The 24,818-nt window shown below is 43.9% G+C and carries 25 protein-coding genes and 1 pseudogene; 14 read left to right on the forward strand and 12 right to left on the reverse strand.

Annotation, left to right across the window (positions count from 1 at the left end; genetic code table 11):
* The first annotated feature begins 42 nt into the window (after window positions 1-42).
* The 3 genes from CYJ57_RS06060 (at window position 43) to CYJ57_RS06070 (ending at window position 2,881) form a co-directional block, all read left to right on the forward strand.
* Window positions 43-1,383: a hypothetical protein gene (locus tag CYJ57_RS06060; RefSeq protein WP_101954505.1), complete on the forward strand. Its 1,341-nt coding sequence runs from the start codon at window positions 43-45 to the stop codon at window positions 1,381-1,383.
* 116 nt (window positions 1,384-1,499) lie between these two features.
* Entirely contained in the window at window positions 1,500-2,360 is an 861-nt protein-coding gene (locus CYJ57_RS06065) for a PrsW family glutamic-type intramembrane protease (protein WP_101954506.1), read from the forward strand.
* Window positions 2,342-2,881: a GNAT family N-acetyltransferase gene (locus CYJ57_RS06070; RefSeq protein WP_101954507.1), complete on the forward strand. Its 540-nt coding sequence runs from the start codon at window positions 2,342-2,344 to the stop codon at window positions 2,879-2,881. Before CYJ57_RS06065 ends, CYJ57_RS06070 begins: the two co-directional genes overlap by 19 nt.
* 67 nt (window positions 2,882-2,948) lie before the next feature.
* On the opposite strand, the gene CYJ57_RS06075 is transcribed toward CYJ57_RS06070, so the two are convergent.
* The gene (locus tag CYJ57_RS06075; protein ID WP_101954508.1) at window positions 2,949-3,830 is read right to left on the reverse strand and encodes a mechanosensitive ion channel family protein; all 882 of its coding nucleotides are present in this window, start codon (window positions 3,828-3,830) and stop codon (window positions 2,949-2,951) included.
* Between the two features lie 96 nt (window positions 3,831-3,926).
* Here CYJ57_RS06075 and CYJ57_RS08055 point away from each other — a divergent pair, with 96 nt between their 5' ends.
* Window positions 3,927-4,061: a hypothetical protein gene (locus CYJ57_RS08055; protein WP_280522422.1), complete on the forward strand. Its 135-nt coding sequence runs from the start codon at window positions 3,927-3,929 to the stop codon at window positions 4,059-4,061.
* A 189-nt stretch (window positions 4,062-4,250) separates the two neighbouring features.
* Here CYJ57_RS08055 and CYJ57_RS06080 read toward each other — a convergent pair whose 3' ends face one another.
* A complete protein-coding gene (locus CYJ57_RS06080; protein WP_101954509.1) occupies window positions 4,251-5,168 on the reverse strand; it encodes a nuclease-related domain-containing protein in 918 nt (305 codons plus the stop codon).
* 377 nt (window positions 5,169-5,545) lie between these two features.
* On the reverse strand, window positions 5,546-6,724 hold the full coding sequence (locus CYJ57_RS06090; RefSeq protein WP_101954512.1) for an ABC transporter substrate-binding protein: 1,179 nt from the start codon (window positions 6,722-6,724) through the stop codon (window positions 5,546-5,548).
* Window positions 6,725-7,177: 453 nt separating this feature from the next.
* On the opposite strand from CYJ57_RS06090, the gene CYJ57_RS06095 reads away from it, so the two are divergent.
* From CYJ57_RS06095 to CYJ57_RS06120, 6 genes are all read left to right on the forward strand, one after another.
* Window positions 7,178-8,344 carry an ABC transporter substrate-binding protein gene (locus tag CYJ57_RS06095; protein ID WP_244896592.1) on the forward strand — a complete coding sequence of 389 codons (1,167 nt, stop codon included), beginning with the start codon at window positions 7,178-7,180 and terminating at the stop codon, window positions 8,342-8,344.
* Between the two features lie 62 nt (window positions 8,345-8,406).
* Window positions 8,407-9,285, forward strand: coding sequence for a branched-chain amino acid ABC transporter permease (locus CYJ57_RS06100; RefSeq protein WP_101954514.1), 879 nt, complete (start codon window positions 8,407-8,409; stop codon window positions 9,283-9,285).
* 14 nt (window positions 9,286-9,299) lie between these two features.
* Window positions 9,300-10,283, forward strand: coding sequence for a branched-chain amino acid ABC transporter permease (locus tag CYJ57_RS06105; RefSeq protein ID WP_101954515.1), 984 nt, complete (start codon window positions 9,300-9,302; stop codon window positions 10,281-10,283).
* The gene (locus tag CYJ57_RS06110; RefSeq protein ID WP_101954517.1) at window positions 10,283-11,062 is read left to right on the forward strand and encodes an ABC transporter ATP-binding protein; all 780 of its coding nucleotides are present in this window, start codon (window positions 10,283-10,285) and stop codon (window positions 11,060-11,062) included. Before CYJ57_RS06105 ends, CYJ57_RS06110 begins: the two co-directional genes overlap by 1 nt.
* Window positions 11,063-11,064: 2 nt before the next feature.
* On the forward strand, window positions 11,065-11,769 hold the full coding sequence (locus tag CYJ57_RS06115; RefSeq protein WP_101954518.1) for an ABC transporter ATP-binding protein: 705 nt from the start codon (window positions 11,065-11,067) through the stop codon (window positions 11,767-11,769).
* A gap of 4 nt (window positions 11,770-11,773) precedes the next feature.
* Window positions 11,774-12,406: a CBS domain-containing protein gene (locus CYJ57_RS06120; protein WP_101954519.1), complete on the forward strand. Its 633-nt coding sequence runs from the start codon at window positions 11,774-11,776 to the stop codon at window positions 12,404-12,406.
* 191 nt (window positions 12,407-12,597) lie between these two features.
* On the opposite strand, the gene CYJ57_RS06125 is transcribed toward CYJ57_RS06120, so the two are convergent.
* The 7 genes from CYJ57_RS06125 to CYJ57_RS06155 all read right to left on the reverse strand — a co-directional run bounded on the left by CYJ57_RS06125 (window position 12,598) and on the right by CYJ57_RS06155 (window position 19,373).
* Window positions 12,598-12,951 carry a P-II family nitrogen regulator gene (locus CYJ57_RS06125; RefSeq protein WP_101954522.1) on the reverse strand — a complete coding sequence of 118 codons (354 nt, stop codon included), beginning with the start codon at window positions 12,949-12,951 and terminating at the stop codon, window positions 12,598-12,600.
* A gap of 17 nt (window positions 12,952-12,968) precedes the next feature.
* Window positions 12,969-14,168, reverse strand: a complete 1,200-nt coding sequence (locus CYJ57_RS06130) for a cation:proton antiporter (RefSeq protein ID WP_244896593.1) — start codon at window positions 14,166-14,168, stop codon at window positions 12,969-12,971.
* Window positions 14,169-14,858: 690 nt separating this feature from the next.
* The gene (locus CYJ57_RS06135; protein WP_143826745.1) at window positions 14,859-15,239 is read right to left on the reverse strand and encodes a hypothetical protein; all 381 of its coding nucleotides are present in this window, start codon (window positions 15,237-15,239) and stop codon (window positions 14,859-14,861) included.
* A gap of 242 nt (window positions 15,240-15,481) precedes the next feature.
* Window positions 15,482-15,835, reverse strand: a complete 354-nt coding sequence (locus tag CYJ57_RS06140) for a P-II family nitrogen regulator (protein WP_006701949.1) — start codon at window positions 15,833-15,835, stop codon at window positions 15,482-15,484.
* A gap of 5 nt (window positions 15,836-15,840) precedes the next feature.
* Window positions 15,841-17,037, reverse strand: a complete 1,197-nt coding sequence (locus tag CYJ57_RS06145; RefSeq protein ID WP_101954523.1) for a cation:proton antiporter — start codon at window positions 17,035-17,037, stop codon at window positions 15,841-15,843.
* A gap of 146 nt (window positions 17,038-17,183) precedes the next feature.
* Window positions 17,184-18,437 (reverse strand): amidohydrolase family protein, encoded by a 1,254-nt coding sequence (locus CYJ57_RS06150; protein WP_101954525.1) that lies wholly within the window; start codon window positions 18,435-18,437, stop codon window positions 17,184-17,186.
* A gap of 12 nt (window positions 18,438-18,449) precedes the next feature.
* Window positions 18,450-19,373, reverse strand: a complete 924-nt coding sequence (locus CYJ57_RS06155) for a DMT family transporter (RefSeq protein ID WP_101954526.1) — start codon at window positions 19,371-19,373, stop codon at window positions 18,450-18,452.
* A gap of 304 nt (window positions 19,374-19,677) precedes the next feature.
* Between CYJ57_RS06155 and CYJ57_RS06160 the strand changes: the two genes are divergently transcribed.
* Complete coding sequence (locus CYJ57_RS06160; protein ID WP_006701953.1) at window positions 19,678-20,187, forward strand: prolyl-tRNA synthetase associated domain-containing protein; 510 nt, start codon at window positions 19,678-19,680, stop codon at window positions 20,185-20,187.
* Window positions 20,188-20,265: 78 nt separating this feature from the next.
* On the opposite strand, the gene CYJ57_RS06165 is transcribed toward CYJ57_RS06160, so the two are convergent.
* Window positions 20,266-20,952, reverse strand: coding sequence for an RluA family pseudouridine synthase (locus tag CYJ57_RS06165; protein WP_101954528.1), 687 nt, complete (start codon window positions 20,950-20,952; stop codon window positions 20,266-20,268).
* 75 nt (window positions 20,953-21,027) lie between these two features.
* Between CYJ57_RS06165 and rlmD the strand changes: the two genes are divergently transcribed.
* Both rlmD and CYJ57_RS06175 read left to right on the forward strand, forming a co-directional pair.
* A complete protein-coding gene (rlmD, locus tag CYJ57_RS06170; RefSeq protein ID WP_101954529.1) occupies window positions 21,028-22,425 on the forward strand; it encodes a 23S rRNA (uracil(1939)-C(5))-methyltransferase RlmD in 1,398 nt (465 codons plus the stop codon).
* A gap of 341 nt (window positions 22,426-22,766) precedes the next feature.
* Window positions 22,767-23,890 (forward strand): IS3 family transposase gene (locus CYJ57_RS06175; protein ID WP_101954530.1). Its coding sequence is split into 2 segments (ribosomal slippage): window positions 22,767-23,046 and window positions 23,046-23,890, totalling 1,125 coding nucleotides; the frame shifts between segments, so codons are not numbered across the junction.
* 222 nt (window positions 23,891-24,112) lie between these two features.
* Here the strand turns inward: CYJ57_RS06175 and CYJ57_RS06180 are convergent.
* Window positions 24,113-24,328 (reverse strand): DUF378 domain-containing protein, encoded by a 216-nt coding sequence (locus CYJ57_RS06180; RefSeq protein WP_101954531.1) that lies wholly within the window; start codon window positions 24,326-24,328, stop codon window positions 24,113-24,115.
* Between the two features lie 119 nt (window positions 24,329-24,447).
* Here CYJ57_RS06180 and CYJ57_RS06185 point away from each other — a divergent pair.
* Window positions 24,448-24,729, forward strand: a pseudogene (locus CYJ57_RS06185) (recombinase family protein); the annotation flags it as partial.
* Window positions 24,730-24,818 lie beyond the last annotated feature (89 nt).

Genomic DNA, 24,818 nt, shown 5'->3' on the forward strand with positions numbered 1-24,818 from the left:
AATAGGCTATAATAATAAGGAACCAGAAAAAGGAGAAGATCGATGAAAAAGAAACGACGATTTATTGGACGGACTGAGCTGATTATCGAGCTATTCATTATTATTGGCTTGTTGACGGTGATCTACCTATTAGATCGCTGGAATGCGGAAGAATTATTGAAAATCTTTACGGATGGTACATTTGTTGCTGCGGCCTTATCAGTTCCGATTACGCTGAGTGGGTATATTCGCAATAAAGAGCGCGAGGACCTTGAAGAGGATCAGCAATCACGCCGTGAAAATGAATTGAAGCAACAAGAGTTCTACAACGACACCTTAGATAAATTAGAAGAACTATATGTTGAAACGGATGACGAGAATTACCATGATAATGAAGAATTATTTTTTAGTATCAAATTTTTAAAGTTACATAATGTATTGAGCGATGGACAAGTGATTCAAGATAATCCAAATTTGGTAAACAAGTTCTATCATGCGATTAAGTTGACCTATATTCGTTTTATTACGTATGGGTTGGATGAGTTATTGGAAGAAGAAGTAGCCTGCGAGACTGCGACAGGGGATTGTAGTGACCGCTTAGAAGATTTATTTGATATCCATCAAGCCCTAGAACGGATCGAGCGGCGTATCGAGCAAAGTGATCAAGAGTTTAAAGATTTGTTTGAGGCAGAAGAAATAGGCAAATTTATTCGCCGCCGCTTTCCAAATGTTTCGTGGAAAGAAGTGCTTGACCAGGAACGCATTAATGAAGCGGGTGCAGTTACAACGTATTTTTATAAACCAGCAATGCAAAATATTACCATTCCAGCGAAGTTGGAGGAGCACTATGTCTTCTCACCGAATATCGAGCAGTTGGATCGTTCAGTTCGAGAAGAATTAAGTATGATTGATAATATTTATCCAAGTATTGTTTTAGAGCCGGAGGAGATTCCAGTTCAAGTCGAACGTCTACCACAATCGATTGTTCAAGCAGTGGCGGAGAGGGAATCGGAGTATGACACCCGCAATGAGCTGTATCACCATGTCAAATCGTTCTATCCCGATGCCTATGATCAAGTCCGAGTCTCGGTGACACATTCTCCAGACCATGAACTAGTGGCTTGGTTTACGCTTAGAGAAGAAGATTGGGATGCAAGTGTCGCTGAGGGAATTGATACCTACCATTTCATTATTATTGATGATGATGACTTGACAAATTCTGCTATCATTAGCTTTGAAAGTGAAGCATTCCGAACTCTCCTACTCGAGAAGCTGAATGATCCAGCAGGTTATGTAAATGATAAGTATCAGCTTCACTTTACGGTAGATAGTGACTTGAAGTTGCATGATCACTCTTTCGAAGAGCCACGTGTTGTTTTTGTGGATCGGGAAGAGCTAAATTAAAATTAGGCGTTGAATCTATGATGAAGAGCGGATGAATTTTTTCATCGGCTCTTTTATTTCGTGTAGGGTGTGCGTATAATAGCTCCATACAGATTGAAATAGGAGTCGGATGAATAATGAAAAGAAAAGTAATTATTTTTGGATTATTAGTTTTAATGTCGATTGGTTTAGAATACGAAATGGAAAATTTGTATTTTGGAGAAGTAACCTTGTTAGAGTTAGGCGAGTATTTGAGTGGGCTTGGATTGGTCGTGATTTATTGTATCCCACTCGGGCTATTGATGCGACGGCTCTGGCGACAAGTCGGGTTGAGCTTTGAAGCTGGGATCATTACGATCATGGTCGGTTGCTTCGTCTCAGGCTGGCTGGCCGGTGAAGCGAATACTTATATTGAGTCGCTCTGGTACTTAGCACTTCCTAATGCAGAATGGTTGATTGACTGGAATGATGCGCTAGCCGCACCGTTTGTTGAAGAGATCTTAAAATGCGCTTGTGCCTTGTTAGTGATGTATTTGATTGGCGAGCGCCGTCTTAGCGCAGCTTTTGTGATTGGAATGGTAATTGGTTTTGGTTTCCAATTGATTGAAGATTTAAATTATGTCTTGCAAGCTGAGACCATTACTTTCGAAATGGCGGCTTACCGCGCAGCCGGGGCACTGTCATCGCACTGGATGATGACCGGCGTGACGACCGCTGGGGTCTGGGGACTGTGGTTATGGTACCGCGAGAAGGTGGAGAGTTTGTCGCTAGGTTGGCTCTGGGTTAGCGCGTTGATGCCGATGGGCTTGCACTTTATTTGGAACAGTCCGCTCGGTTACCTCTGGGTTACGAGCTTAGTAAGTGCCGCAATTATCTACTTATGGGGGCGGTTGTACTTGACTTGGTTTGGAAGAACAGGGCTTTGTGTGGGTGAGGATGGTGCTGTGTTCGATGGGATTAAGAGAAAGGGTGAGGATGGATGTCAACCGTACAACTAATTAAGATTCAGTCAGCAGACTTGTCTCATCTTTGGCAAATTGGCTTTTCGCAAGAAGCGCCTGCTTGGACTCGGTTCAACGCACCTTATTTTAATGACTACAGTGCTTTTGAGAGTGCGGAGGCATTTGCCGGCTCATCAGTAGCAGAGTTTTTGCTAGCTGATTGGGTGCGTGGCATTAAAGTCGATGGCCAGCTGATCGGGATGGTCTCCTACTACTGGGAAAATGAAGCCACCCAGTGGCTCAACATTGGAATCATTATTTACGATGAGAATTACTGGTCACAAGGCATCGGCACCCGCGCCATGCAACAGTGGCTAGATATTATTTTTGACTTGTATCCAGAGCTGGAACATATTGGCTTAGTGACTTGGAGCGGTAATCCTGGCATGATGCACGCTGCGACCAAGCTGGGTATGCAACAAGAAGCGCGCATCCGTAAAGTCCGCTACTATCAAGGTGTCTTTTACGATAGCTTGATGTACGGCATCTTGCGTGATGAGTGGGAAAAGTTAAAATAAAAACTCGCCTTGAAAACTTCGCTTGAAGCTTTCAAGGCGTTTTGTATGGAGTGAGCATGAGTTGGGGTTAATCTAGCTGGATAGAATAAGTTTGTGGAAGTTTGATACCAGCTTGATTAAAAGCATCGTAGATAGCATTGCGCATAATCATCTTATTTTTACCCATCTCATCATAAGCAGTGAAAAATTGAACATAAATATTAAATCCAATATTCGTTAGCTCGGCTCGCAGTGTTGGCTTGCCCCGCTCATCATGGCTATCTAACTTATTTAAGAAGTGCTCGACAGCTTCCGGGTCATAATTTTCAATCATACTTTCATATTTCTCGTAGGCAGTCTTGCCAGCGATTCGTAGAGCTTGATCGCGATCTGAATCTAACGTAATTGTAATCGAGATATCCACCATCACAAACGGATCGTTGAAGTTATAATTGAAAACTGGATGCTCAAAAATAAAACGATTCGGAATGCTAATATACCGGCCAGTGTGCGTCATGGCTGTTGTAAGGTCGCCCATTTCCGACAAGTTAAATTGCAAAAAGTCTATGTCAACCAACTCACCAATGACATGGTTAATTTCAATGACCTGCCCAATTGAGAATGGCTTGCGAATCATAATATAAAAGTAAGCCACAATATCTACAATTAAATCTTTAACAGCTAAGGCAAAAAATGCCAGAACCAGTGTCACCATAATACTAAACGCACGACCTTGTGAGAAATAGATTTTCAAGATTAGTATTATGTTGATCAGAATAAGTAACGTGCGAATGACTCGAATATAACGTGCCGTACGTATCTCTTCATCCGTCCATTTGCGTACTAACCACTGGGTCAGCCGGCTCAGTAAGATGGATATTGCAATAATGATCACAACCAGCAATGTCTTCTTGAGTAGTAGCGCCGTATCTACCTCATCACTTGAAATATAGACCATAAAATCCTTCATATAAATCAAACTCCTTTTATTCCATTAAACTAATCATACTTGACTCTGTTACGAATGTGAAGTTATGCTACGAAGCTCCATCTGCGAGCGGTTGAGATGAAGTTAATGGGGAAGGAACTTCATTTGAGTGGGGTTGTGTTGGAGTTGTTGCGTGTGGAACTCCATCCGAGGATGATTGAGCTGGAGTTGTTTGATCAGGAACTCCATCTGAGGCGGTTGAGCTGGAGTTAGTTGTGCGGGAACTCCATCTGAGTGGTGTTGAGTTGGAGTTGTTTTGTGTGGAACTCCATCTGCGAGCAGCTGAGCTGGAGTTAGTTGTGCGGGAACTCCATCTGAGTGGTGTTGAGTTGGAGTTGTTGGGTTCGGAACTCCATCTACGGGTAGTTGAGTTGGAGTTTCACCACTATCACCATCTGAATTTTACCGACCCTTTCTGTAATAGAGTTTCAATAATTGCGAAATCGAAAATTCATCGTGACTTTGATAGTATCCTTTCTTAATTTGTTCACAGTACTTATGAGTCAAAAGATGTATCGTCGAATCGCCAACTTGTTTATTATTTAGATACAGCAAGTCCTTCTTCTGAAAAGTCTGCTCTGGAAACAAAGTCGCACACTCCGCAATCAGGCGCTTAACGGCGCTTGATTTTTCCTCTTGGCAGTTACAATTTTGACATACGAGGCATCGATTTTGAATTTCGATATAATAACTACCACATTCTGGACAAAATATTCCCGGTGTGAGTTGATTCAAATCGAAAGGATATTGCGTGTGAGGTTGGTATGGTGACACGCAACGGTATTTATTGAGCGTCGACAAAATCCGATCAGCAGTGCGCGGTTCCATCGGCGGAAGTTGATAAATATGTTTCGGAATATCAATCATCATCAGCGTGGAAATATCATTTTCGAGGTTAGCTAGTTTCATTTGACAATTGGGATGAATCAAAACGAGGTGCGGAATGACATCAATATCGATTCTCTCACGCCGCAACAGATTAGTCAGTCGTGAAGTCGCCATTCGGCACTGAGTGTAAGGATTGTTTGCAACGACATGGTCATTATATTTAAAAGTTACCCCATCAGATTCACATTGTGCATGATAATTCTTAATCTCATACACATTCAAACTGTTTTGCGTCAATATCATGACATCAATCTGCGTAAAAGTCCCGATATCAAAAGTATAATCCCAAATGAGGGATAATTTTTTCTGTGAAAATTGATCGGCTAGCTCGATAAAACGGCGCTCACCCTCATAGCCAGCAATCAGATTTTCGAGCTCCTTTTTGTACAGATGATGATTTCGAAAATGTAACGTAAGCAAATAGTTCAGCATTGAGAACCTCCTTTTTTATTTTTGGCTACCAATAGATACCCAAAAATTAAAGGATTTTGTACGAAAAAGGAGAATTAATAAAAATTTAAGAAATGGAGGTTATTGAGTCGGAGTTAGTTGTGCGGCAACTCCATCTGAAGGCGGTTGAGTCGGAGTTGTTGGGCGCGGAACTCCATCTCGGGGAGGTTGAGTCGGAGTTGTTGGTCTCGGAACTCCATCTTAGGGTAGCTGAGGTGAAGTTGTTGGGCCCGGGACTCCATCTGACGAAGCTAAACTGCTCAAACCCACAAACTTTGTCCATCTGACAAAGCCAAGCTGAACAAATCCCCACACAAAAAAAGTCGGCTGTAATCAGCCGACTGGGTACTTTCAACAAATCATTTAACGAACTTAGCGGAGTGGATTGTGCCTTGCTGCAGCTCAATCATAATGGCAGGTTTGACGGGGTTATGGTTGGCATCGATGGCGAAAGTGCCCGCTACACCTCTGAAATCAGTGGTTGCCGCCAGCGCTTCGGTAATTTTGGCTGGGTCATCGGACCCGGCGCGTTCAATCGCGTCAAAAATCAAGCGGGCCGCATCGTAGCCCAACGCTTGCCACGTTCCGGCCGGCTTGTCGAAGCGGATTTGATAGTCAGACAGGAAGGACTGAATGGCTGGGTCGTCACTTTCAGGCGAGAAGTGATCGGTATAGTAAATATCGTTAGCGGCAGCGGGTCCTGTAAGCTCTAACAATACTGGGCTCGAATATCCGTCTGTGCCGACGATAGGCTGAGTAATGCCTAGCTCGCGTGCTTGCTTAATAAAGAGTCCAGCCTCGTTGTAATAAGCAGGTAAGTAGATCACGTCGTAATCAATTCCAAAGAGTGATGTCAAAATGGCAGAGTAGTCGGTGTCACCACTTTGGAAAGCAGTGTCGAACACAATCTCGCCACCAAGCTGCTGGAACTCCTCACTAAAAGCATCGACCAAGCCTTGGGAATAATCAGCAGCTTGATCGGTTAAGACAACGGCTCTTTTTGCACCTAACTCATTTGCTACAAAGCGAGCGCCAATCTGGCCTTGATAAGAATTGCTGAAGCACACACGGAAGAAGTACTTCAAGACGTTGCCATTCTTATCGAAAGGCATTGCATCATCGGTGGCGGATGGTGAGACACTTGGAATTCCGGCTTGCTCCAAGATCGGTAGTTGCGCCTGAGTCGTCCCGGTTAAAGCTGGACCGACCACGCCGACCACCCCTTGGCTAACCAACCGCTGAGCGACGGAGGCAGATTCGGTAATATCGGACTTGTTATCATAAGAGATGATTTTGATCGGGCGTCCGCCTAATAATCCACCGGCATGATTCACTTGTGCGACGGCCAGTTCTAATCCTTCTAACATTTGCTGACCGTATGAAGCGGCAGAGCCAGAGAGCTCATAATTAGCACCAATTTTAATCGGTTCGCCAGTTTCCTCATTCGCTGCACCATTAACATTTAAAGAAAAAAGGTTGCTTAATAAAGCGAAAATGACCCCGATCTTAATGAATATATGTGTCTGTTTTCTTCGCATAAAGCATCCTCCTCTATTAATTTATTGATTGAATTTAATACTTTGAATTATAGCACGCTAATTAGAAAAAACAACCAATCTCTCATAATTCGAATGAAAAATTAAAATGAAATTAAAAAATGCTTGCCAAAGACTTATGGTTTTGTTATACTAAATCCATCGAATACAGGAGAGGGATTAAAATGAATCAACAGCATCGCCTTAACTCAGCAATTATTGTCAGCATTATCATTAGATAGTGTTTGTGTCTACTTTATAGATACAAACACGTTCAAGCAATTTGTTTGTATCTATGAGGTGCTGTTATTCATGACGCCCGCATAGATTTAATCTAAGCGAGGCGATACTCATTCCGATGGGCCCAACAGGATAGATATCGAGAGACCTGGCTTAGATTTATATCTACGCTAGGTCTTTTGTTTTCGAATTGTAAGTCCAAAAAATGAAACGGAGATGATGAAAATGAATTTGAAATTCGTAAAAAAAGTGATGGCAACTGGATTAGTTTTAGCACAACTGGCAATGGGACTTTCGGTCCAAGCCGAAGAAACGATTAAAATCGGTGGAAACTTCGAACTTTCAGGCGCAACAGCTTCTTACGGAACCCCAATGTCAAAAGGAGTGCGCCTAGCGATTAAACAAGCCAATGAAGCAGGCGGTGTTCTAGGGAAACAATTAGAATATATCGAGTATGATAACCGCTCTGATTTAACCGAGACCGTCTCGGTGGCGAAACGCCTGGTCGGAGAAGGCGTTGTCGGAGTCGTCGGACCAGCACCATCAGGAAATGTGTTAGCCCAGATGCCAGTGCTGGAAGAAGCGCAAGTACCAAGTGTGGCACCGGCAGCCACGTTAGACGGGATAACGTATAATGATCGCGGTGAACTGTACAAATACTTCTTCCGTGTTGCATTTGAAGATTCCTACCAAGGTAGTTTGGCAGGACAATACGCAGTCAATCAGTTGCAAGCGAAGCGTGCTGCGTTAGTGAGTGACCAAGCGGTCGATAGCTCACTTGGTTTGGCTGATGCTTTCAAAGAAAGTTTCACCGAAGCGGGTGGCGAAATCGTTTATACCGACAGTATCCAGTCAGGTGATACCGACTTTACGGCGACGATTTCAAGTTTATTAAGTCAAGATTTCGATGTATTGTATTTACCACTTTATTACAACGAGGCAGGCTTATTCATTAAACAAGCGCGCGAATTAGGATTAACGCAACCGATTATTGGTGGAGACGGCCTCCATAGTCCAACGTTAATTGACTTAGCGAGCCCGCAATATGCAACCGACATTTACTTTACAAGTCATTTCTCAACGACATCGGATGTTGAAGCAGTTCAAACATTTGTTAAAGACTACCAAGAAGAGTACGGTGAGGAACCTGATACGTTCTCAGCCACAGCTTACGATGCGGCATGCTTATTACTTGATGCGATTGAAAGAGCGGGCGAAGCAGAACCAACATCAATCAAAGCAGCACTTGAAGCGACGCAAGATTTTGAAGGGGTAACGGGTGTCTTCTCTGTTGATGAGCATCATAATCCAGTCAAAGCGGCTTTAATGATTAAATTAGAAAATGGAACCATCGCAAGTACTGAGTATGTTGAAGCGGAGTAATGCTTCACATCAGGTTAAACGACCGGAAATCAAACAAATTAAAATAGAAGGGACATAGAGTCATGCAATTATTGATGCAACAAATGGTGAATGGCATTGCTTTAGGCAGTATTTATGCGATGATCGCACTTGGCTATACGATGGTATACGGGACGATTCGCTTAATTAACTTTGCACACGGTGATGTTTATATGTTAGGGGCATTTTTAGGCTATTATTTAGTCACGATTCTCGGCGTGAACTGGATGCTTGCGCTATTAATTACAATGGGGGTGATCGCTGTTGTGGGGGTCTTAATTGAGCGAATTGCCTACAAACCTCTGCGCCATTCCACCCGCATTGCGGCTTTAATTACAGCGATTGGCGTCTCTTACTTAATTCAAAATTTAATGATTTATTTTGTCGGTCCTGAGATGCGCGCATTTCCAGCGCCGATCGAAGTAAAAATGTTTAAAGTCTTTGGGTTGATCGTCAATTCAAAGCAACTACTTGTCTTAGCGGTCACGATTACGGTGATGATTGCCTTACAAATTATCGTTCAACATACGCGCATGGGAAAAGCGATGCGAGCGGTGGCGGTCGATCAAGATGCGGCTCAGCTCATGGGAATTAATGTCGATCAAGTAATCTCTTTTACCTTTGCTTTAGGATCAGCGCTTGCAGGGTTGGCGGGAATCTTAGTCGGAATCTACTACAACTCGATTCAAGCAACAATGGGAACCGCTCCCGGACTGAAAGCCTTTATCGCGGCCGTTGTTGGTGGTATTGGCAGCATTCCTGGCGCCATGATCGGGGGCTACTTGATTGGTATCTTAGAAACTTTAGTCACCTATATGGGCGGCGCGATGTATAAAGATGCAGTCGTCTATGGCTTATTAATTATTATTTTACTCGTCTTACCTTCCGGTCTTTTAGGTAAGTCTGTACGTGAGAAAGTTTAGAAAGGAGTCGACATATGCAACGATTACATCGAAAAAACTTATATTGGATGGCGTTGATCACTTTAATCTACGGCGTATTAACCGCTCTAATCCATTGGAATATTATCACTCCTTTCTACCAAAATACGTTAATGACCATTATGTTTAATATGATTTATGCGCTAGGACTTAATCTAGTACTGGGGGTTGCGGGACAATTTACCTTGGGACATGCTGGTTTTATTGCGCTCGGTGCCTACTCAACGGCTGTGATGAGCCGAATGGTTGATAACCCGTATCTTGCCTTAGCCCTTGGTATGTTGATAGGTGTGTTATTAGCAGTGGTGGTTGCCCTCGTTGTTGGGATTCCAACGTTACGACTTAAAGGAGACTACTTAGCGATTGCAACGTTAGGGGTTGGAGAAATTATTCGCGTTTGTATTAACAATTGGCGTAGCGTTACGAACGGTCCAGCTGGGATTGCTGGAATTACCAATGTTACGAGTTGGCAGTTGACCTATGCACTACTCGTTCTGACGACCATTCTCATCTTAAATTATGCTTATTCAAGTATCGGACGAGCGACTCGAGCGATTGCGCAAGACGATATTGCAGCAGAAGCGATGGGTATCCGCTTGACGCGTTACAAAGTTGCGGCGTTTGTCTTAGCAGCTGCGACCGCAGCCGTTGGCGGTGCGCTCCAAGCTACCTATATCGGGGTGGTGACACCGAATGACTTTACCTTTAACCGTTCGATCGACATATTAATTATTGTCGTCTTTGGTGGTATCGGAAGCTTTACTGGCACCATTATTGCCGCGGTTGTCTTGGGCATTTTAAATCTGGTGTTGCAAGATTATGGTCAACTACGGATGGTTATTTATGGTGTGGCATTGATTGTCATTATGATTTTCCGACCGGGTGGATTGCTCGGAACGCATGAATGGCGATTAGCATCTTGGATCGAACGTTGGTTCAAACCAACGGATTCAAATCAAGCAACGAAGGAGGTAGCTTAATGGAACTTTTATTAGAAGTTCAAGGTTTAACCAAGCACTTTGGCGGGCTGACCGCGGTAGCGAATATATCCATGCAAATCGGTTCGGGTGAAATTATCGGCTTGATTGGACCCAATGGGGCTGGCAAGACGACCTTCTTCAACTTGTTAAGTGGCGTCTATGTGCCTTCTAGTGGTACGATTCAATTGGCCCATCAAGGGGAGATGAAGACCCTCAATGGGCTATCACCCGATACGATTAACGGATACGGTCTAGGGCGTACTTTCCAAAATATTCGACTCTTTAAAGACATGACCGTCTTAGAAAATGTCTTAGTCGCGATGCACCGTCACCAAGGGTCTAACGGTTGGCATGCGCTCCTACGAACACGTACGCACTATTATAGTGAAGCCGCATTAAAAGCTGAAGCGATGGAATTATTAACGATTTTCAAACTCGACCATTTAGCACAAGATCAGGCTAAAAATTTAGCTTATGGTGAGCAACGTAAGTTAGAGATGGTCCGAGCTTTAGCAACCCAGCCGAAAATTTTATTTTTAGATGAGCCGGCTGCGGGGATGAACCCGAATGAAACGGAAGAACTGAAGCAGTTAATCCAACAAGTTCGCCAAGATTATCAATTAACGGTCGTCGTCATCGAGCATGATATGTCGTTTGTGATGGAATTATGCGAACGGATCTATGTACTGGAGTACGGTCGATTGATTGCGACGGGCACACCCGCAGAGATTCAACAAGATCCAGCGGTGATTAAAGCGTATCTAGGAGGGGAGTTGTAATCATGTTAGAAGTGAAAGATTTAACCGTCCATTATGGCATGATTCAAGCTGTAAGAGATGTTTCCTTTACGGTCAATGAAGGTGAGATTGTGACCTTAATCGGAGCGAATGGTGCCGGTAAAACGACCATCCTACGAGCTTTATCCGGACTTGAACGCGTAAAAAGCGGTGAGATAAGCTACTTAGGTCGTTCTTTAGATAGTCTATCACCCCAGCAACGAGTGAATGATGGGATTTCTCATGTGCCGGAAGGTCGGCATGTCTTCAAAGGACTCTCTGTTAAGGAAAATCTAGAACTCGGAGCCTTCCTTCGCAAAGACCGTGAAGCAGTTGAAGAAGATTTGGAACAAATCTATCAACGATTTCCCGTCTTAAAAGAACGTTTAAAGCAAGATGCTGCAACATTATCAGGTGGCGAGCAACAGATGTTGGCGATGGGGCGGGCTCTAATGAGTCGGCCGAAGTTGTTGTTACTGGATGAGCCTTCTATGGGGTTAGCACCGATCTTTATTCAAGAAATTTTTAATATTATTCAACTAATTCAATCGACCGGAACGACCGTGCTTTTAATCGAACAAAATGCTAAAATGGCTTTAGAGATTGCAGATCGTGGCTATGTGCTCGAGACTGGTCGGATTGTCACTAGCGGAACAGGCCAAAGTCTACTGAATAGTCCTGAAGTCCAAAAAGCATATTTAGGAGGATAAGCGTATGTATGTAAAAGACTATATGTCCACAAACTTAATTACCATTGAACCGACGACGTCATTACTACAGTGCCAAGATTTATTAAAACACCATCGAATCAATCGTTTGCCAGTTGTAGAAAATAATCAGCTCGTCGGATTGGTCACCCATGATTTATTAATCGAGAGTTTACCCTCGAATGCGTCTAGCTTAGACCGACATGAAGTGAACTACCTGTTGGATAAAGCCACTGCTAAAGATATTATGCTTACAAGGGTGCCAACAGTTCCACCTCTTTGCCTCCTAAACGAAGCCGCTCAACAAATGACCGATAAAAATATCGGTGCACTCGTCGTCACCGAAGTCAACGAGCTCGTCGGGATTATTACCGATAAGGATATCTTCCGAGCCTTTGTCGATATTTCTGGCGCACAAACGCCTGGAAAGAGTCTCGTGCTTGAAGTAGTAGAAGATCGGATTGGCATTGTTGAAGAAGTGGGTGAGGCGTTACACAGCTGCCAAATTAATTTAACGCATATGATGGTCTATCATTTAAATGACTTAATCCGGGTTGTATTACACGTTGATGCGACCGATGTGGCGGCACTTGTTGAAGCTTTAGAAGCACGTCACTTTACGGTTCATTCCGTTATTTAATCAAAGTAGCCTAAAGACTTTTAGCTGAGCTAAAGGTCTTTTTAATGGGACTTCAACCGATCGAACCGAATTTTGAATTTAGCTGCTTCCTCTAGATTAACAATTAAAATAATATGATTCATTCTATTAAAAAAAGAGCCAACACCCATTGAGGTGAGGCTCTTTTTGAAAGTAATCATTTGAAGCGAGGTTTAATCGTCATTTACCGGTGCGGTCCAACCCCAGACATTATTAACTGGAACCGAGAACATGAGTCCGACGCCGGGTTTACTCATATCACCTAAGTGTCGGTTGACCACTTCAACCGCAGCGCCTAGGACACGATCGTCTTTAATGACTGTGAAAATAACTTTGTTGTACGGACGGTTATTATCGTGCATCACCCGCATCAAGCCGCCGAAGATTGGCACATCGCCCATCGTTAAGGCAGCACCCATCCCCTGCGAATCAATAATTGTTGCGCCATGCACGCCTACTTCGACAAAATCTTCCAAGATCGAATTCAATGCTTCAGTCTCATTTAAAATTAAAAATAATGCATTCATCTTGTGATGCGCCTCCTTTATAATTTATCCATGCCGTTAATTTCACCGGCTTGCGTAATCGAAATTTTAGATAAAATCGGTCCTAACACTTCAAAAATCAGTACGGAGAATAAGGTTAAGGTCGTAATCTCTGCACTAAATTGCGGTAACTCGCGTGCGACAATCATGGTCATCCCAATCGCAACGCCCCCTTGAGGAAGTAATGCTAAACCAAGCCATTTGACAATGGTGTCTTTGGCGTGAACCATTTTGGATCCAAGCGTTGCCCCAATAATTTTACCACTGGCACGAGAAAAGGCGTAAATTACACCGAGCCAACCGATTGTTGATAAGATGGAAAGGTTGAGGCTCGCCCCAGCAAAGGTGAAGAACATCAAGTTAGTTGGTGGGGCAAAATCATTGATAATATCGACCACTCGTTTGGAATTGCGATGGAAGTTTACCAAAGTCGCTCCAATCATCATATTGCATAGTAACGCTGATAGTCCTAAGCGTTGCGTTAAGCCTATGGCACCTAGAATTGTTAAGAGAATAAAGCATAACATGGTCTCTTTGCTCGTAATTTTTTTAACAAAATAAGTGAAAACCAGTCCGATAGCGGCTCCTAACAGCAGTGAAAAGACAATTTCAGATAATGGATCGAGCAACATTTGCGCGAAGTTAACTTCTTCGCTACCTAGCGATAATTTGGCTAAGCTCATCGAAATACCGAACACCATAATACCGAACGCATCATCGAGCGCAGCCACTTGCAAAATCGTCCGAGTCAGCGGTCCGTCTGCCCGATATTGGCGGATGACCATCACTGTTCCCGCCGGCGCAGTAGATGCGGACATCGAGGCAATAATCATTGAGAACGCGAACGACCGTCCCAGTGCGAAGTACATTACACAAAATACTACCGTCAGTACACCAACTACTTCCATTAATGTAATGACGAAAATATTCTTTCCAAGTTTCTTCAATTCTGGAAGATAAAATTCGCCCCCGATTGCAAAAGCAATCATCCCTAGCGTCATCTCATTGACGAAATTAATAATCGGTAAATGCGCCTCGCCCACTACATGAAGCAGTGACTGTCCCAAAAGGACCCCAGCAATCAAATACCCCGTGACATTGGGCAGGTTTACCTTACGGGCAGCCGCAGCGCCCAGCACCCCGAACAATATTACTAACGATAACTCTAAATAAATATTCAATAAATCAGATCCCTCCATTAAATTGTGGCTGCACCCATTATACTCCTCTTTTTCAACAGATGCGAATCGAACTCGACATTTTTCAGAAAAATGTGATGGGGTAAGGGTTGGAATGGGGTTGCTTGGGGTGGTGTTGGGTAGTATTGGCTAGAGTGGGATTGGTTGGGTTTGTGTTGATTTGGGAGGGATGGATTGTGGGTATGGGTGGCATTTTGTTTAGCTTGTGGAGTTGAGCTGAAGATTGGTGGTGGGACTGTTCATCTCGCGGAGTTGAGCTGAACATTTGCGGTGACTTTGTTCATCTTGTTGAGTTGAGCTGAACATTTGTGGTGGGACTGTTCATCTCGTGGGGTTGGGCTGAACATTTGCGGTGGGATTGTTCATCTCGTGGAGTTGAGCTGAAGATTGGTGGTGGGACTGTTCATCTCGCGGAGTTGAGCTGAACATTTGCGGTGACTTTGTTCATCTTGTTGGGTTGAGCTGAACATTGGTGGTGATTTTGTTCATCTCGCGGAGTCGAGCCGAACATTTGTGGTGGGATTGTTCATCTCGCGGAGTTGAGCTGAACATTTGTGGTGGGACTGTTCATCTCGCGGAGTTGAGTTGAACAATTGTGGTGGGATTGTTCATCTCGTGGAGTTGAGCTGAAGATTGGTGGTGGGACTGTTCATCTCGCGGAGTTGAGCTGAACATTTGCGGTGACTTTGTTCATCTTGTTGGGTTGAGCTGGAGTTGTTTGACTGGTAACTCCATCTCGGGTCGGTTGAGCTGGAGTTGTTTGACTGGGAACTCCATCTGAGGGTTGCTGAGTTGGAGTTGTTTGACTGGGAACTCCATCTGAGTGGAGTTGAGCTGGAGTTGTTGCATGTAGAACTCCAGCTGCGGGTGGTTGAGTTGGAGTTGTTGGGCGCAGAACTCCATCTCGGGTCTGTTGAGTCGGAGTTGTTGTGTGAGCAACTCCATCTCGGGTTGGTTGAGTCGAAGTTGTTGTGTGCGGAACTCCATCTGAGGATGGTTGAGTTGGAGTTGTTTGACTGGGAACTCCATCTCGGATTGGTTGAGTCGGGGTTGTTGTGTGCAGAACTCCATCTCGGCGAGGCTGAACTGGAGTTGTTGGCCGCCGAACTCCGTCTCATGGCATTGAGCGGGAGTTGCTTGCTCCATAACTACGCCTACGGGTGCCAAGCTGGGGTTATCGTTACCATAACGTCACTTTCGTCGCCTGCACACGCATCCCAACCACAAAAAAAGCCGCACCACGAGTGCCACCCTCTTTTCCGTCTAGTCCGGGAATGAGGGGCACCGCAATGCAGCACTAAACTCATCTAACTTTATTCAGTATAATCGGGGTTGGTCCAGCCCCAGACATTGTCGACCGGTACGGAGAACATCAGTCCGACGCCCGGCTTGCTGAGGTCGCCAAGCTGGGTGTCGACCACGCCCACGGCCGCTTCCAGCACAGCCTCGTCTTCAATTACCGTGAAAATCACTTTGTTGTAAGGACGGTTGTTATCATGCATCACGCGCATCAGACCGCCGAAAATCGGTACGTCGCCCATGGTGAGAGCGGCGCCCATCCCTTGCGAGTCGATGATTGTCGCGCCGCGCACACCCACTTTGACAAAATCTTCCAAAATGGCATTCAGTTCTTCAGTTTCATTTAAAATTACAAATAGAGCTTTCATAAGTGTTAGCTTTTCACTCCTTTATATTTGTTCATGCCGTTAACTTCACCGGCTTGGGTAATTGAAATCTTTGCTAAAATCGGTCCCATCACTTCGAAAATTAATACCGAGAACAGGATGACCGTAATAATTTCAGCACTAAATTGCGGCAATTCGCGCGCAACAATCATTGTCAAACCAATGGAAATTCCACCTTGTGGCAAGAGTGCCAGTCCGAGCCATTTGACAATCGCTTCGGGAGCTTTGACCATTTTGGCCCCGACTGTTGCGCCTAAAATTTTGCCGCCGGCACGTGAGAAGACGTAGCACAAACCTAATACTCCGATGGAGGAAAGGACGGACAAGTTCAGACTCGCTCCAGCAAAAGTGAAGAACATTAAATTGATCGGTGGGGCGAAATCATTGATTACATCGACCACGCGTTTCGAGCTCGAGTGGAAGTTCACTAAGACGGCACCGATCATCATATTGCACAGTAACGCCGATAAGCCTAAACGATTAGCCAGGCCAATCGATCCCATAATTGTCAGTAAAATCATACATAGAACCGTCTCTTTGTGCTTCACTCGTTTAACCCAATAGGTGAAAATAAAGCCGAGCACCAAACCAAATGCAAGCGATGCGATAATTTCTAAGAGTGGATCGAGAAACATCCACAATAAGTTCACTTGTTCAGAGCCAATCGATAATTTAGCTAAACTCATGGCAATGCCAAAGGCCATAATGCCAAATGCATCGTCTAACGCAGCCACTTGTAAAATCGTCCGAGTGAGTGGCCCGTCTGCACGGTACTGGCGGATCACCATCACCGTTCCAGCAGGTGCTGTCGCTGCGGACATTGAGGCAATAATAATTGAGAAGACAAAGGATTGGTCAAGTAGGAAATACATCACACTAAAGACAACCGCTAAGACCCCAATCACTTCCATCAGCGTAATAATAAAGATATTTTTCCCTAACTTTTTCAGTTCCGGCAAGTAAAATTCGCCCCCAATGGCTAGCGCGATAATTCCAAGCGCCATTTCGTTGACGAAGTTGATCACCGGCGTATGTGTCTCATTGACAACATGAAATAACGATGGACCGAGCAAAATCCCAGCCAGTAAGTAGCCCGTCACGTTCGGTAAGTTCAATTTACGGGCGATGGTCGCCCCGAAAATACCGAACAACACAACGAATGCTAATTCAAGATAGATATTCAATAAATCAAATCCCCTCCATAAGTAATTCCCAACACTTGTCGAACAGGCGATAACTGTCGTCCAAACTTCACGTCCCGGACCATCTCACATAAAAATCACCCGCCAAAAATGACGGATGATTAACGACTCAGTAATTCAGTCCACTATTACAACTCAACTTCGACTTCGTATTCGCGAACTTTTTTCTTGAATAAATACTCGCCGCCACGAATTGACGCTAAGCACTCCACGCGGTTACGTTGTGCTTCAAAAATAGACGGTGCATCGAGTACGATAAAGTTAGCAGGCTTGCCTTCATCCAGACCGTATTCGTCTTCGAGTTTCATTAATTTCGCACCGTTATATGTTACGAGGTCAAAGTTACGGGCAAAATCTTCCTCGCGCATTAATTGGCTAGAGTGAATGCCATTGTCCAAAATATTCATCATATTTCCGTTACCGGCTGGATACCATAAATCAACAATCGAATCTTGTCCAAAAGCAACGTTAATATCGTTATCGACAAATTCCTTCACACGCGTTAATCCACGACGTTTTGGATAAGTATCTTGACGCGCTTGGAGGAAGAGATTCTCCGTTGGACAAGATACGAAGTTCAATCCTGATTGACGGAATAGACCGATCATACGGAACGCATAGGCATCGTTAGCCGAACCGAACGAGCAAGTATGTGAAGCTGTTGTAAGGTCACCACGACCGACGCGCATGGCTTCCGCGTTCAATTGCTCCACGAAACGCGCTTGGGTATCATCCGTCTCATCACAGTGAACATCGATTAACTTATCGTATTTCACCGCAAGACGTACAATTTCTTTGACGGCTTTCTCGCCATCTTCACGGCACCACTCGTTATGCGGGATACCGCCAACACAGTCTGCCCCCAGTTGTAAAGCCTCTTCAACTAAATCACGACCGGTTTTACCTTCTTCACAGAAAGAGTACATTCCATTTTGTGGGAAGGCTACGACTTGAATGGTCACTTTATCTTTTAACTCGTCACGCACTTCAAGCGCTGCACGAATACCTGTTAGCGCTGGGTCGGTACAGTCAGTTTGGGCCCGAATGTATTGAGTTCCGTAACCGACGACATCACGAATGGCAGCGTACATACGCTCTTTCATCTCTTCTTTCGTCGTGCCTTTCTTGAAGTCGTTCCAAATATCGATTGCTTCAAATAGCGTTCCGGTCTCGTTTTTCGCTTTATCGGTTTGACCGGTCATATAGTAGTCTAAGTGTAAGTGCGAATCGACATACGGCGGAATCACCACACGGCCACCGAGATCGATGACTTCGTCCGCATCGCCTAAGTTTGTTCCGATGGCTTTAATCTTCCCATCTTCGACTAGAATTTCACTCGCTCCGTCGTGCTTATAAATGACGGCATTCACAAATTTTTTCATTCAATCTTCCCCCTAGCTAATTTCTGTTAAATCACCATCTCGGCGATTCATAATATAAATTGACAAGATAATTAAGAAAATACCTGCAACACCCACGATATTGATAGCTTCACTGAATAATATCACGCCCATTAAAGTAGCCACAATCACTTCGACCGAGCCAACGACGGGCGCTTTTGACGCATCAATATCCATCGATAACCCATTTAGAAAAAGTAGGTTGGCGAACGCTCCCGTGACGAATGCTTTCATCACTGCCCAAAATAAAAATGATGACTGGGTGAATAATGCACGATTTGCCGCTGTCCATGGCTGTGCAGTAAAACTTTGAATTAATGCGGAGAAAAATAACGTGTAAAATGCCATCGTCAACGCATTATCCGCACCTCCGGCAATTTTCGCCATCACAGTATTGGAAGCATATAAGAAAGCAGCGGTTAGGCCGAGTGCAATACCGATCGGTTGGAGATTTAAGTTGTTGAAATCCCCCAAAGTGACCATTAAGACGACCCCGATAATATTTAACGCCAGCGCAACATAATGTCTCGTGTGCAAATATTCTTTAAAAATAAAGCGTGACATCACTGCAACGAAGACAGGTGCTGTATACAAGAGCACCGCCCCGGTTGACATCCCAACCGTCGCAATCGTATTGTCGTACGCCATTTTAAAGCAACCTTTAGTTATCATCCCCATGATAACGGAATAAATGAGTCCTCGCTTAGAAATGCGAAAGCCTGCTGCCCCTTGCGAAAGTAGAATTGCGAGCCCTAGCATCGGTACCGCAAAGAAGTGCTCTACAAATCCGGTCATAAAGGATGAGGCACCGAGGTTCGTTAAGTGGGTCACATAGACACCACCCGTCCCCCAACTGGCCGCCGCGAGAAACACACACAAGTATCCCAAAAAGTGACGTTGTTGAAGAGTTTTGCTCAATTCATTCCTCCTTTCAAATAAAAGTTTATTTCGATTCTATTATAGCAGACAAAAGTCTGAATATCAAAAAAACTCTGAAGAAATAGGGTGGGTTCTCAGAAATTTCGTATAGAATACGAGAATGTATCGTTGGTTCTCGTACATTTTGGGAAAGGTTGCGAGAATGAAGTGAGTTATCTCGTATCTTTGCGCTGAAGTTGCGAGAACACGCATCACTATCTCGTAAAGTCTCGTCTCCAACATAACTTCCTGGCAAATATGCTATAATACTAGACGACATTAATGATTGTGAAAGGGGAAAAGGATGGATAAATTAGCTTTATTAGAATGGTTGGATCAAGAAGGGATTAGCTACGAGCTTGTGGAGCACCCGGTGGTGGAGACGATGGAAGCACTCAACCAAGTGGAACAACGTTACCCGGGGTATCAAGCGAAGAATTTATTTGTTCGAGATGATAAGAAGCAGCGTTACCTTTTGATTACTGTGATGGAAGACCAGACGGTTGATATGAAGAAATTGCGTCGTGAACTCGAGACGCGCCGACTTAGTTTTGCTTCAGCGGACGACCTCGCCCAGATACTGAAGTTAACGCCAGGCTCTGTGACGCCTTTTGGCTTGTTGAATGATCAGGAGCACCGCGTTGAATTTGTGCTCGACCAAGATTATCTGGCTGGGGAGCAAGTGCTTGGAATTCATCCAAACCACAATGATGCAACGGTCTGGATTAATACGAATGACTTGCTAACCTTGCTAGACCAACATGGGACCACCATCCATGTGTTAGATTTCGACGCAGTGAATTCGGCAGAATAATCACCTTACAAAATCTGAGTGAACCTGCCCGAATCGTCAAAAAAACAGCCCAGTTCAAACCCAGGCTGCTGAATAAAATTATTTTGCTTCAATCATCTTCGCAAACTGTTGCCACGGTGCTGCATTGATCGGGGGTTGCGAGGTGACTGAGATTGCTTCTTTAGTAGTAGGGTGAATGAGTGAGAGGCGTTGCGCCCAGAGCGCAATTTGCTGGCCGACTTGATTGACATCCGCGCCATATTTTTGATCGCCGTAAAGCGGGTGGCCTTGATGCGCCAGTTGAACCCGAATTTGGTGACTACGGCCGGTCGCTAACTCAACTTGTAAGAGCGCATAATCCGCATTTTGTTGCAATACATGGTAAGATAACTTGGCCAATTTAGCTTGAGGATGGTCTGACGGGACAACATAAGACTGGTTTTTCGCGCGGTCTTTGTATAAATAGTCCGTTAAAGTCGCATTGGTAGACGTCACTTGTCCGTGAACCACCGCAAAATATTGGCGTTTAATTTGATGACGACGCAACTGGTCAGCCAAACGGCTGGCAGCTTTAGATGTCCGTGCAAAGACAATCGCTCCCCCAACCGGCCGGTCCAAGCGATGGACTAGACCTAAGTAGACATTACCTGGTTTTTGATATTTTTCTTTAATATAATTTTTAGCAGCCGTCAATAAGTCCAAGTCGCCCGAGCTGTCCGATTGGACGGGCATATTGACCGGCTTTTCAACAATTAGTAGATGATTATCTTCATAAAGTACATGCATAAGCTCACTCCTTGGGTCAATTATAGCATAGCAAATCGAGATAATCTCACAGAGGATGAAGGTGAGGTAGACAAGATGGAACAATATCCAACAGAACAACTAGAAGTAACGATTGACCATATTAATTATAAAGGGCAAGGCTATGCGCGCTATATCCATGCGCCAGACCGTGGGAGTCAAGGACGGCACCTGCATTTGAACATTCCATTTACCGTGCCGGGTGATGTCGTTCAAGTGACGGTCGAGAATGCGAAAGGGCGCCACAAAGCCACCGTCCATTATGACAAAATTATTCACCCGAGCACGATGCGTGACACGACCATTCCAATGGATGAAGCGATTTGTGCGGGCACACCGCTCGTTTATATGAAATACGCTGACCAACTCGAATATAAATTAAACATGGTCCAAAATGCACTCGCTGAAAATGACTTTGATTCTGCTTTAGTGAAGCCAGTCCTCGGCATGAACAACCCGAATCGTTACCGTAATAAAATGGAGTTGACCTTCGGCTCGGAAGGCGAACTCGGTATGCATCAACAAGGCAATTACCGCCGAGTGATCGATATGAAAGATTCGTATATTGCGACCGAAGCGATGGTTGAAATTAAGCATATTGTTAGCCAGTGGCGCCGTGATTTTAACTTACCTGGATATGTAAAGGATACCCATACCGGATTGTTGAGAAATCTATTGATGCGCCAGTCCTTTAGTACCGGTGAAATGATGGTTGTATTGTACGCTACGGAAGGTCCTGCCGCCTACGCTGAAGCTGCGGACGAATTAACCCGTCGCTTGCTTGCAGCCCAACCTCAAATCCAGAGCCTGCAATGGATTGTCCACCAAGATATTGCCGACCGGATTCAGTCCGATGAAGTCCATATTTTGCACGGACGTGACTTTATTTATGATGAGTTGTCCGGCTTTAAATACCGAATTTGGCCCAATACATTTTTCCAAGCCAATCCGGTCCAAGCAGAACAAATGGTAAAAATTGCGGTTGAGATGGCACAAGTAGATTCAAATTTGCGGGTTCTCGACTTGTATTGTGGCGTCGGCACCTTCAGCTTGCCACTCGCTCGAGCGGCTAAAGACCTCTGCGGTATCGAGATTGTGGATACGTCGATCCAATCGGCTCGCCGCAATGCGCAAGACAACGGGCTCACCAATACGCACTTTATCACAAGTGACGCACGCAGTGCGCTGAAGACACTGAAGGACACATGGGGCCAACCGGATCTATTGCTGTTGAACCCACCAAGAAGTGGCGCCGGCGGTAAAGTGATGCGCAGCATCGGACGTTTCGGTACCGAAAAAATCGTCTACGTCTCCTGCAATCCGAACACGTTGGCAGAAGACATGCGCTGGCTACGCGACTTCGGCTACGAACTCCAAGTCGTCCAGCCCGTAGACCAATTCCCACATACGCATCATACGGAGTGTGTGGTGTTGCTACAAAGAGAAATTATGTAGAAATTCTGAGATTGAAGCTCTTTCACGACTATTTTGTCTTCCAAGAAGATGACCAAAATAACAAGCGAAAAGTGCTAAAAAAGCATTTCAATGTTTCGGTGGTGGTTGACCTAGTTAGTGGAGATACAAGAAAATAGATTATAGTAGATGAGAATCAGCAGGATTAAAAAACTTGCTGATTTTTGTATTTATGCTTTCAGACTTGTCCAAATGACAACCTAACTATTTAGAGTATAGTTAGATTGATAGAGTTATATTGATATTATGGATAGGCTACAATAAACTAGACAGAAAAGATAAGGTGTGTAAACTATAAGAAAACACACTGGAGGAATCATTTTATGTCGCAAAGAAGAGAACGCAGAACCTATACGCAAGAATTTAAACAACAAATGGTCGATTTACTAAACTCTGGAAAACCAAGGGCCGACATCATCAGAGAATATGAACTAACACCATCGTCTTTTGACAAATGGGTCCGTCAGGCAAAAAAGACAGGTTCATTCAAAGAAGCCGATAATCTGACCCCAACGGAAAAAGAGCTTATAGCCTTACGCAAACAAAACCAACAACTTGAGATGGAGAATGATATTTTAAAGCAAGCAGCGCTGATATTCGGACGAAAAGACAAGTGTTTGATGCAAACAAGCATACATATTCCATATCAGCGATGTGTAAATTATTAAATATTTCCCGTCAAACCTATTACTACAAAACAAAGGAAAAGCCGAGTGAAGCTGCGCTTGAAGCCGCCGTAACAGAAGAATTCAATCACAGCCGCAAGAACTATGGTACGCGGAAAATCAAAGCTGCTCTGGCAAAACGTGATATCCTAGTTAGCCGTCGCAAAATCAGTCAGATCATGAACAGAAGAGGCTTGAAATCAAATTATACAAAGGCAAATTATCGAAAGCATACATCGAATGTAAATCACTCCGATATTGAAAATCCCTTGGATCGTGCCTTCACTGAACGTGAACCTTTGGAAGCAATCATCACGGATCTGACCAATGTCAGAGTTGGCACAACGTGGTGTTATGTGTGTTTCATTATTGATTTATTCAATCGTGAGATCATTGGTCATACCTGTTGTCCGAACAAAGATGCACCGTTGGTCAAAAGTGCTTTCCAAACTATCTCCCATCCTTTGACTGAAGTAAAAATCTTCCATACAGATCGTGGTAAAGAATTTGATAATAAACTGATTGATACGATCTTAGAGACATTTTACATCGAACGATCACTGAGCAAGAAAGGCTGTCCTTATGACAATGTACCGGCAGAAAACTTCTTTGGCATCATGAAGCAAGAAATGTATTACGGGAATGTGTATCATAGTTATGAAGCGTTAGAACAAGCAATCCACAACTATATAAGATACTACAATGAAGATCGAATTAAGGAAAAGCTTGGGTACCTGAGTCCTGTGGAATATAAGAAGCATTATGCTTCCTTAAGCGCCTAAGTGTCTCACAGCCATCGAAGCGAATCAAGAGCCGCTTCGCTCTTCCTCTTGACACGCTTCAATGTCTGATGAGGATGGTGGCTTAAGGTCGGAAGCAACAAATTAAGCACAATGAAAAAGAGCTACCCAACAGGAGTAACTCTTCATAAAAAATTTAGTCTAACTTTTTGGGGTCACTATAAGGTTCATGAAGATAATAACTTTTTTAATAATTATAGCTTTCTAATATCTTTCATCAACTTTTCTAGTAATCATTGGGAAAAATTTCAAGCAGTAGATCGCACAAATACCTACGACGATATAAATGATCTTCGCAAAAATAGTTGTTGAACCACCAGCAATCGTAGCTACTAAATCAAGTTCGAACAAGCCTACCAACAGCCAGTTCAACCCTCCCACAATCAATAAAGTTAATGCAATAGCATCTAAAGTTTTCATTAGAATTCTCCTTCCTTAAATGATAATACAATTATATATCAAAAAGAGAAACATTGCTTATATAACGATCAGGAATTTTAGCAATCTATGCAAAAAGATGAAAATTTTTTTTGCTCGGAAGTTTTGAAACTCAAGTTAGCCATTATACACGATACATTCAAAAAAATTCTGATTGGCTTTTAATTGACGTTTATGCAGAAGAAGGGATTTCTGGAACAAATACAAAGAATCGTAAAGAATTCAATCGTATGATCGCGGATTGCAAGCGAGGAATGATTGACCTAATTATCACAAAATCCATCTCCAGGTTTGCAAGAAATACACTAGATTGCTTGAAGTATATTCGTGATTTAAAAGCTAGGGATGTAGCGGTGTTTTTTGAAAAAGAAAACATCAACACTGATGTGAACCCCAAAAGTTGGAGTTTTATTTAAGCGGCTAATTGAGCGGTATGTTTTCGGTATTCAACTGGACACATACCGTTCAATTT

The organism is Falseniella ignava, from assembly GCF_002847645.1.
Taxonomy (GTDB): domain Bacteria; phylum Bacillota; class Bacilli; order Lactobacillales; family Aerococcaceae; genus Falseniella; species Falseniella ignava.

Excerpts from the sequence above, each read along its gene's own strand:
- CYJ57_RS06060 (WP_101954505.1), top strand. The coding sequence starts at position 43 with ATGAAAAAGAAACGACGATTTATTGGACGGACTGAGCTGATTATCGAG.
- CYJ57_RS06065 (WP_101954506.1), top strand. The coding sequence starts at position 1,500 with ATGAAAAGAAAAGTAATTATTTTTGGATTATTAGTTTTAATGTCGATT.
- CYJ57_RS06070 (WP_101954507.1), top strand. The coding sequence starts at position 2,342 with ATGTCAACCGTACAACTAATTAAGATTCAGTCAGCAGACTTGTCTCAT.
- CYJ57_RS06075 (WP_101954508.1), bottom strand. The coding sequence starts at position 3,830 with ATGAAGGATTTTATGGTCTATATTTCAAGTGATGAGGTAGATACGGCG.
- CYJ57_RS08055 (WP_280522422.1), top strand. The coding sequence starts at position 3,927 with ATGAAGTTAATGGGGAAGGAACTTCATTTGAGTGGGGTTGTGTTGGAG.
- CYJ57_RS06080 (WP_101954509.1), bottom strand. The coding sequence starts at position 5,168 with ATGCTGAACTATTTGCTTACGTTACATTTTCGAAATCATCATCTGTAC.
- CYJ57_RS06090 (WP_101954512.1), bottom strand. The coding sequence starts at position 6,724 with ATGCGAAGAAAACAGACACATATATTCATTAAGATCGGGGTCATTTTC.
- CYJ57_RS06095 (WP_244896592.1), top strand. The coding sequence starts at position 7,178 with ATGATGAAAATGAATTTGAAATTCGTAAAAAAAGTGATGGCAACTGGA.
- CYJ57_RS06100 (WP_101954514.1), top strand. The coding sequence starts at position 8,407 with ATGCAATTATTGATGCAACAAATGGTGAATGGCATTGCTTTAGGCAGT.
- CYJ57_RS06105 (WP_101954515.1), top strand. The coding sequence starts at position 9,300 with ATGCAACGATTACATCGAAAAAACTTATATTGGATGGCGTTGATCACT.
- CYJ57_RS06110 (WP_101954517.1), top strand. The coding sequence starts at position 10,283 with ATGGAACTTTTATTAGAAGTTCAAGGTTTAACCAAGCACTTTGGCGGG.
- CYJ57_RS06115 (WP_101954518.1), top strand. The coding sequence starts at position 11,065 with ATGTTAGAAGTGAAAGATTTAACCGTCCATTATGGCATGATTCAAGCT.
- CYJ57_RS06120 (WP_101954519.1), top strand. The coding sequence starts at position 11,774 with ATGTATGTAAAAGACTATATGTCCACAAACTTAATTACCATTGAACCG.
- CYJ57_RS06125 (WP_101954522.1), bottom strand. The coding sequence starts at position 12,951 with ATGAATGCATTATTTTTAATTTTAAATGAGACTGAAGCATTGAATTCG.
- CYJ57_RS06130 (WP_244896593.1), bottom strand. The coding sequence starts at position 14,168 with ATGGAGGGATCTGATTTATTGAATATTTATTTAGAGTTATCGTTAGTA.
- CYJ57_RS06135 (WP_143826745.1), bottom strand. The coding sequence starts at position 15,239 with ATGGAGTTCTGCACACAACAACCCCGACTCAACCAATCCGAGATGGAG.
- CYJ57_RS06140 (WP_006701949.1), bottom strand. The coding sequence starts at position 15,835 with ATGAAAGCTCTATTTGTAATTTTAAATGAAACTGAAGAACTGAATGCC.
- CYJ57_RS06150 (WP_101954525.1), bottom strand. The coding sequence starts at position 18,437 with ATGAAAAAATTTGTGAATGCCGTCATTTATAAGCACGACGGAGCGAGT.
- CYJ57_RS06160 (WP_006701953.1), top strand. The coding sequence starts at position 19,678 with ATGGATAAATTAGCTTTATTAGAATGGTTGGATCAAGAAGGGATTAGC.
- CYJ57_RS06165 (WP_101954528.1), bottom strand. The coding sequence starts at position 20,952 with ATGCATGTACTTTATGAAGATAATCATCTACTAATTGTTGAAAAGCCG.
- rlmD (WP_101954529.1), top strand. The coding sequence starts at position 21,028 with ATGGAACAATATCCAACAGAACAACTAGAAGTAACGATTGACCATATT.
- CYJ57_RS06180 (WP_101954531.1), bottom strand. The coding sequence starts at position 24,328 with ATGAAAACTTTAGATGCTATTGCATTAACTTTATTGATTGTGGGAGGG.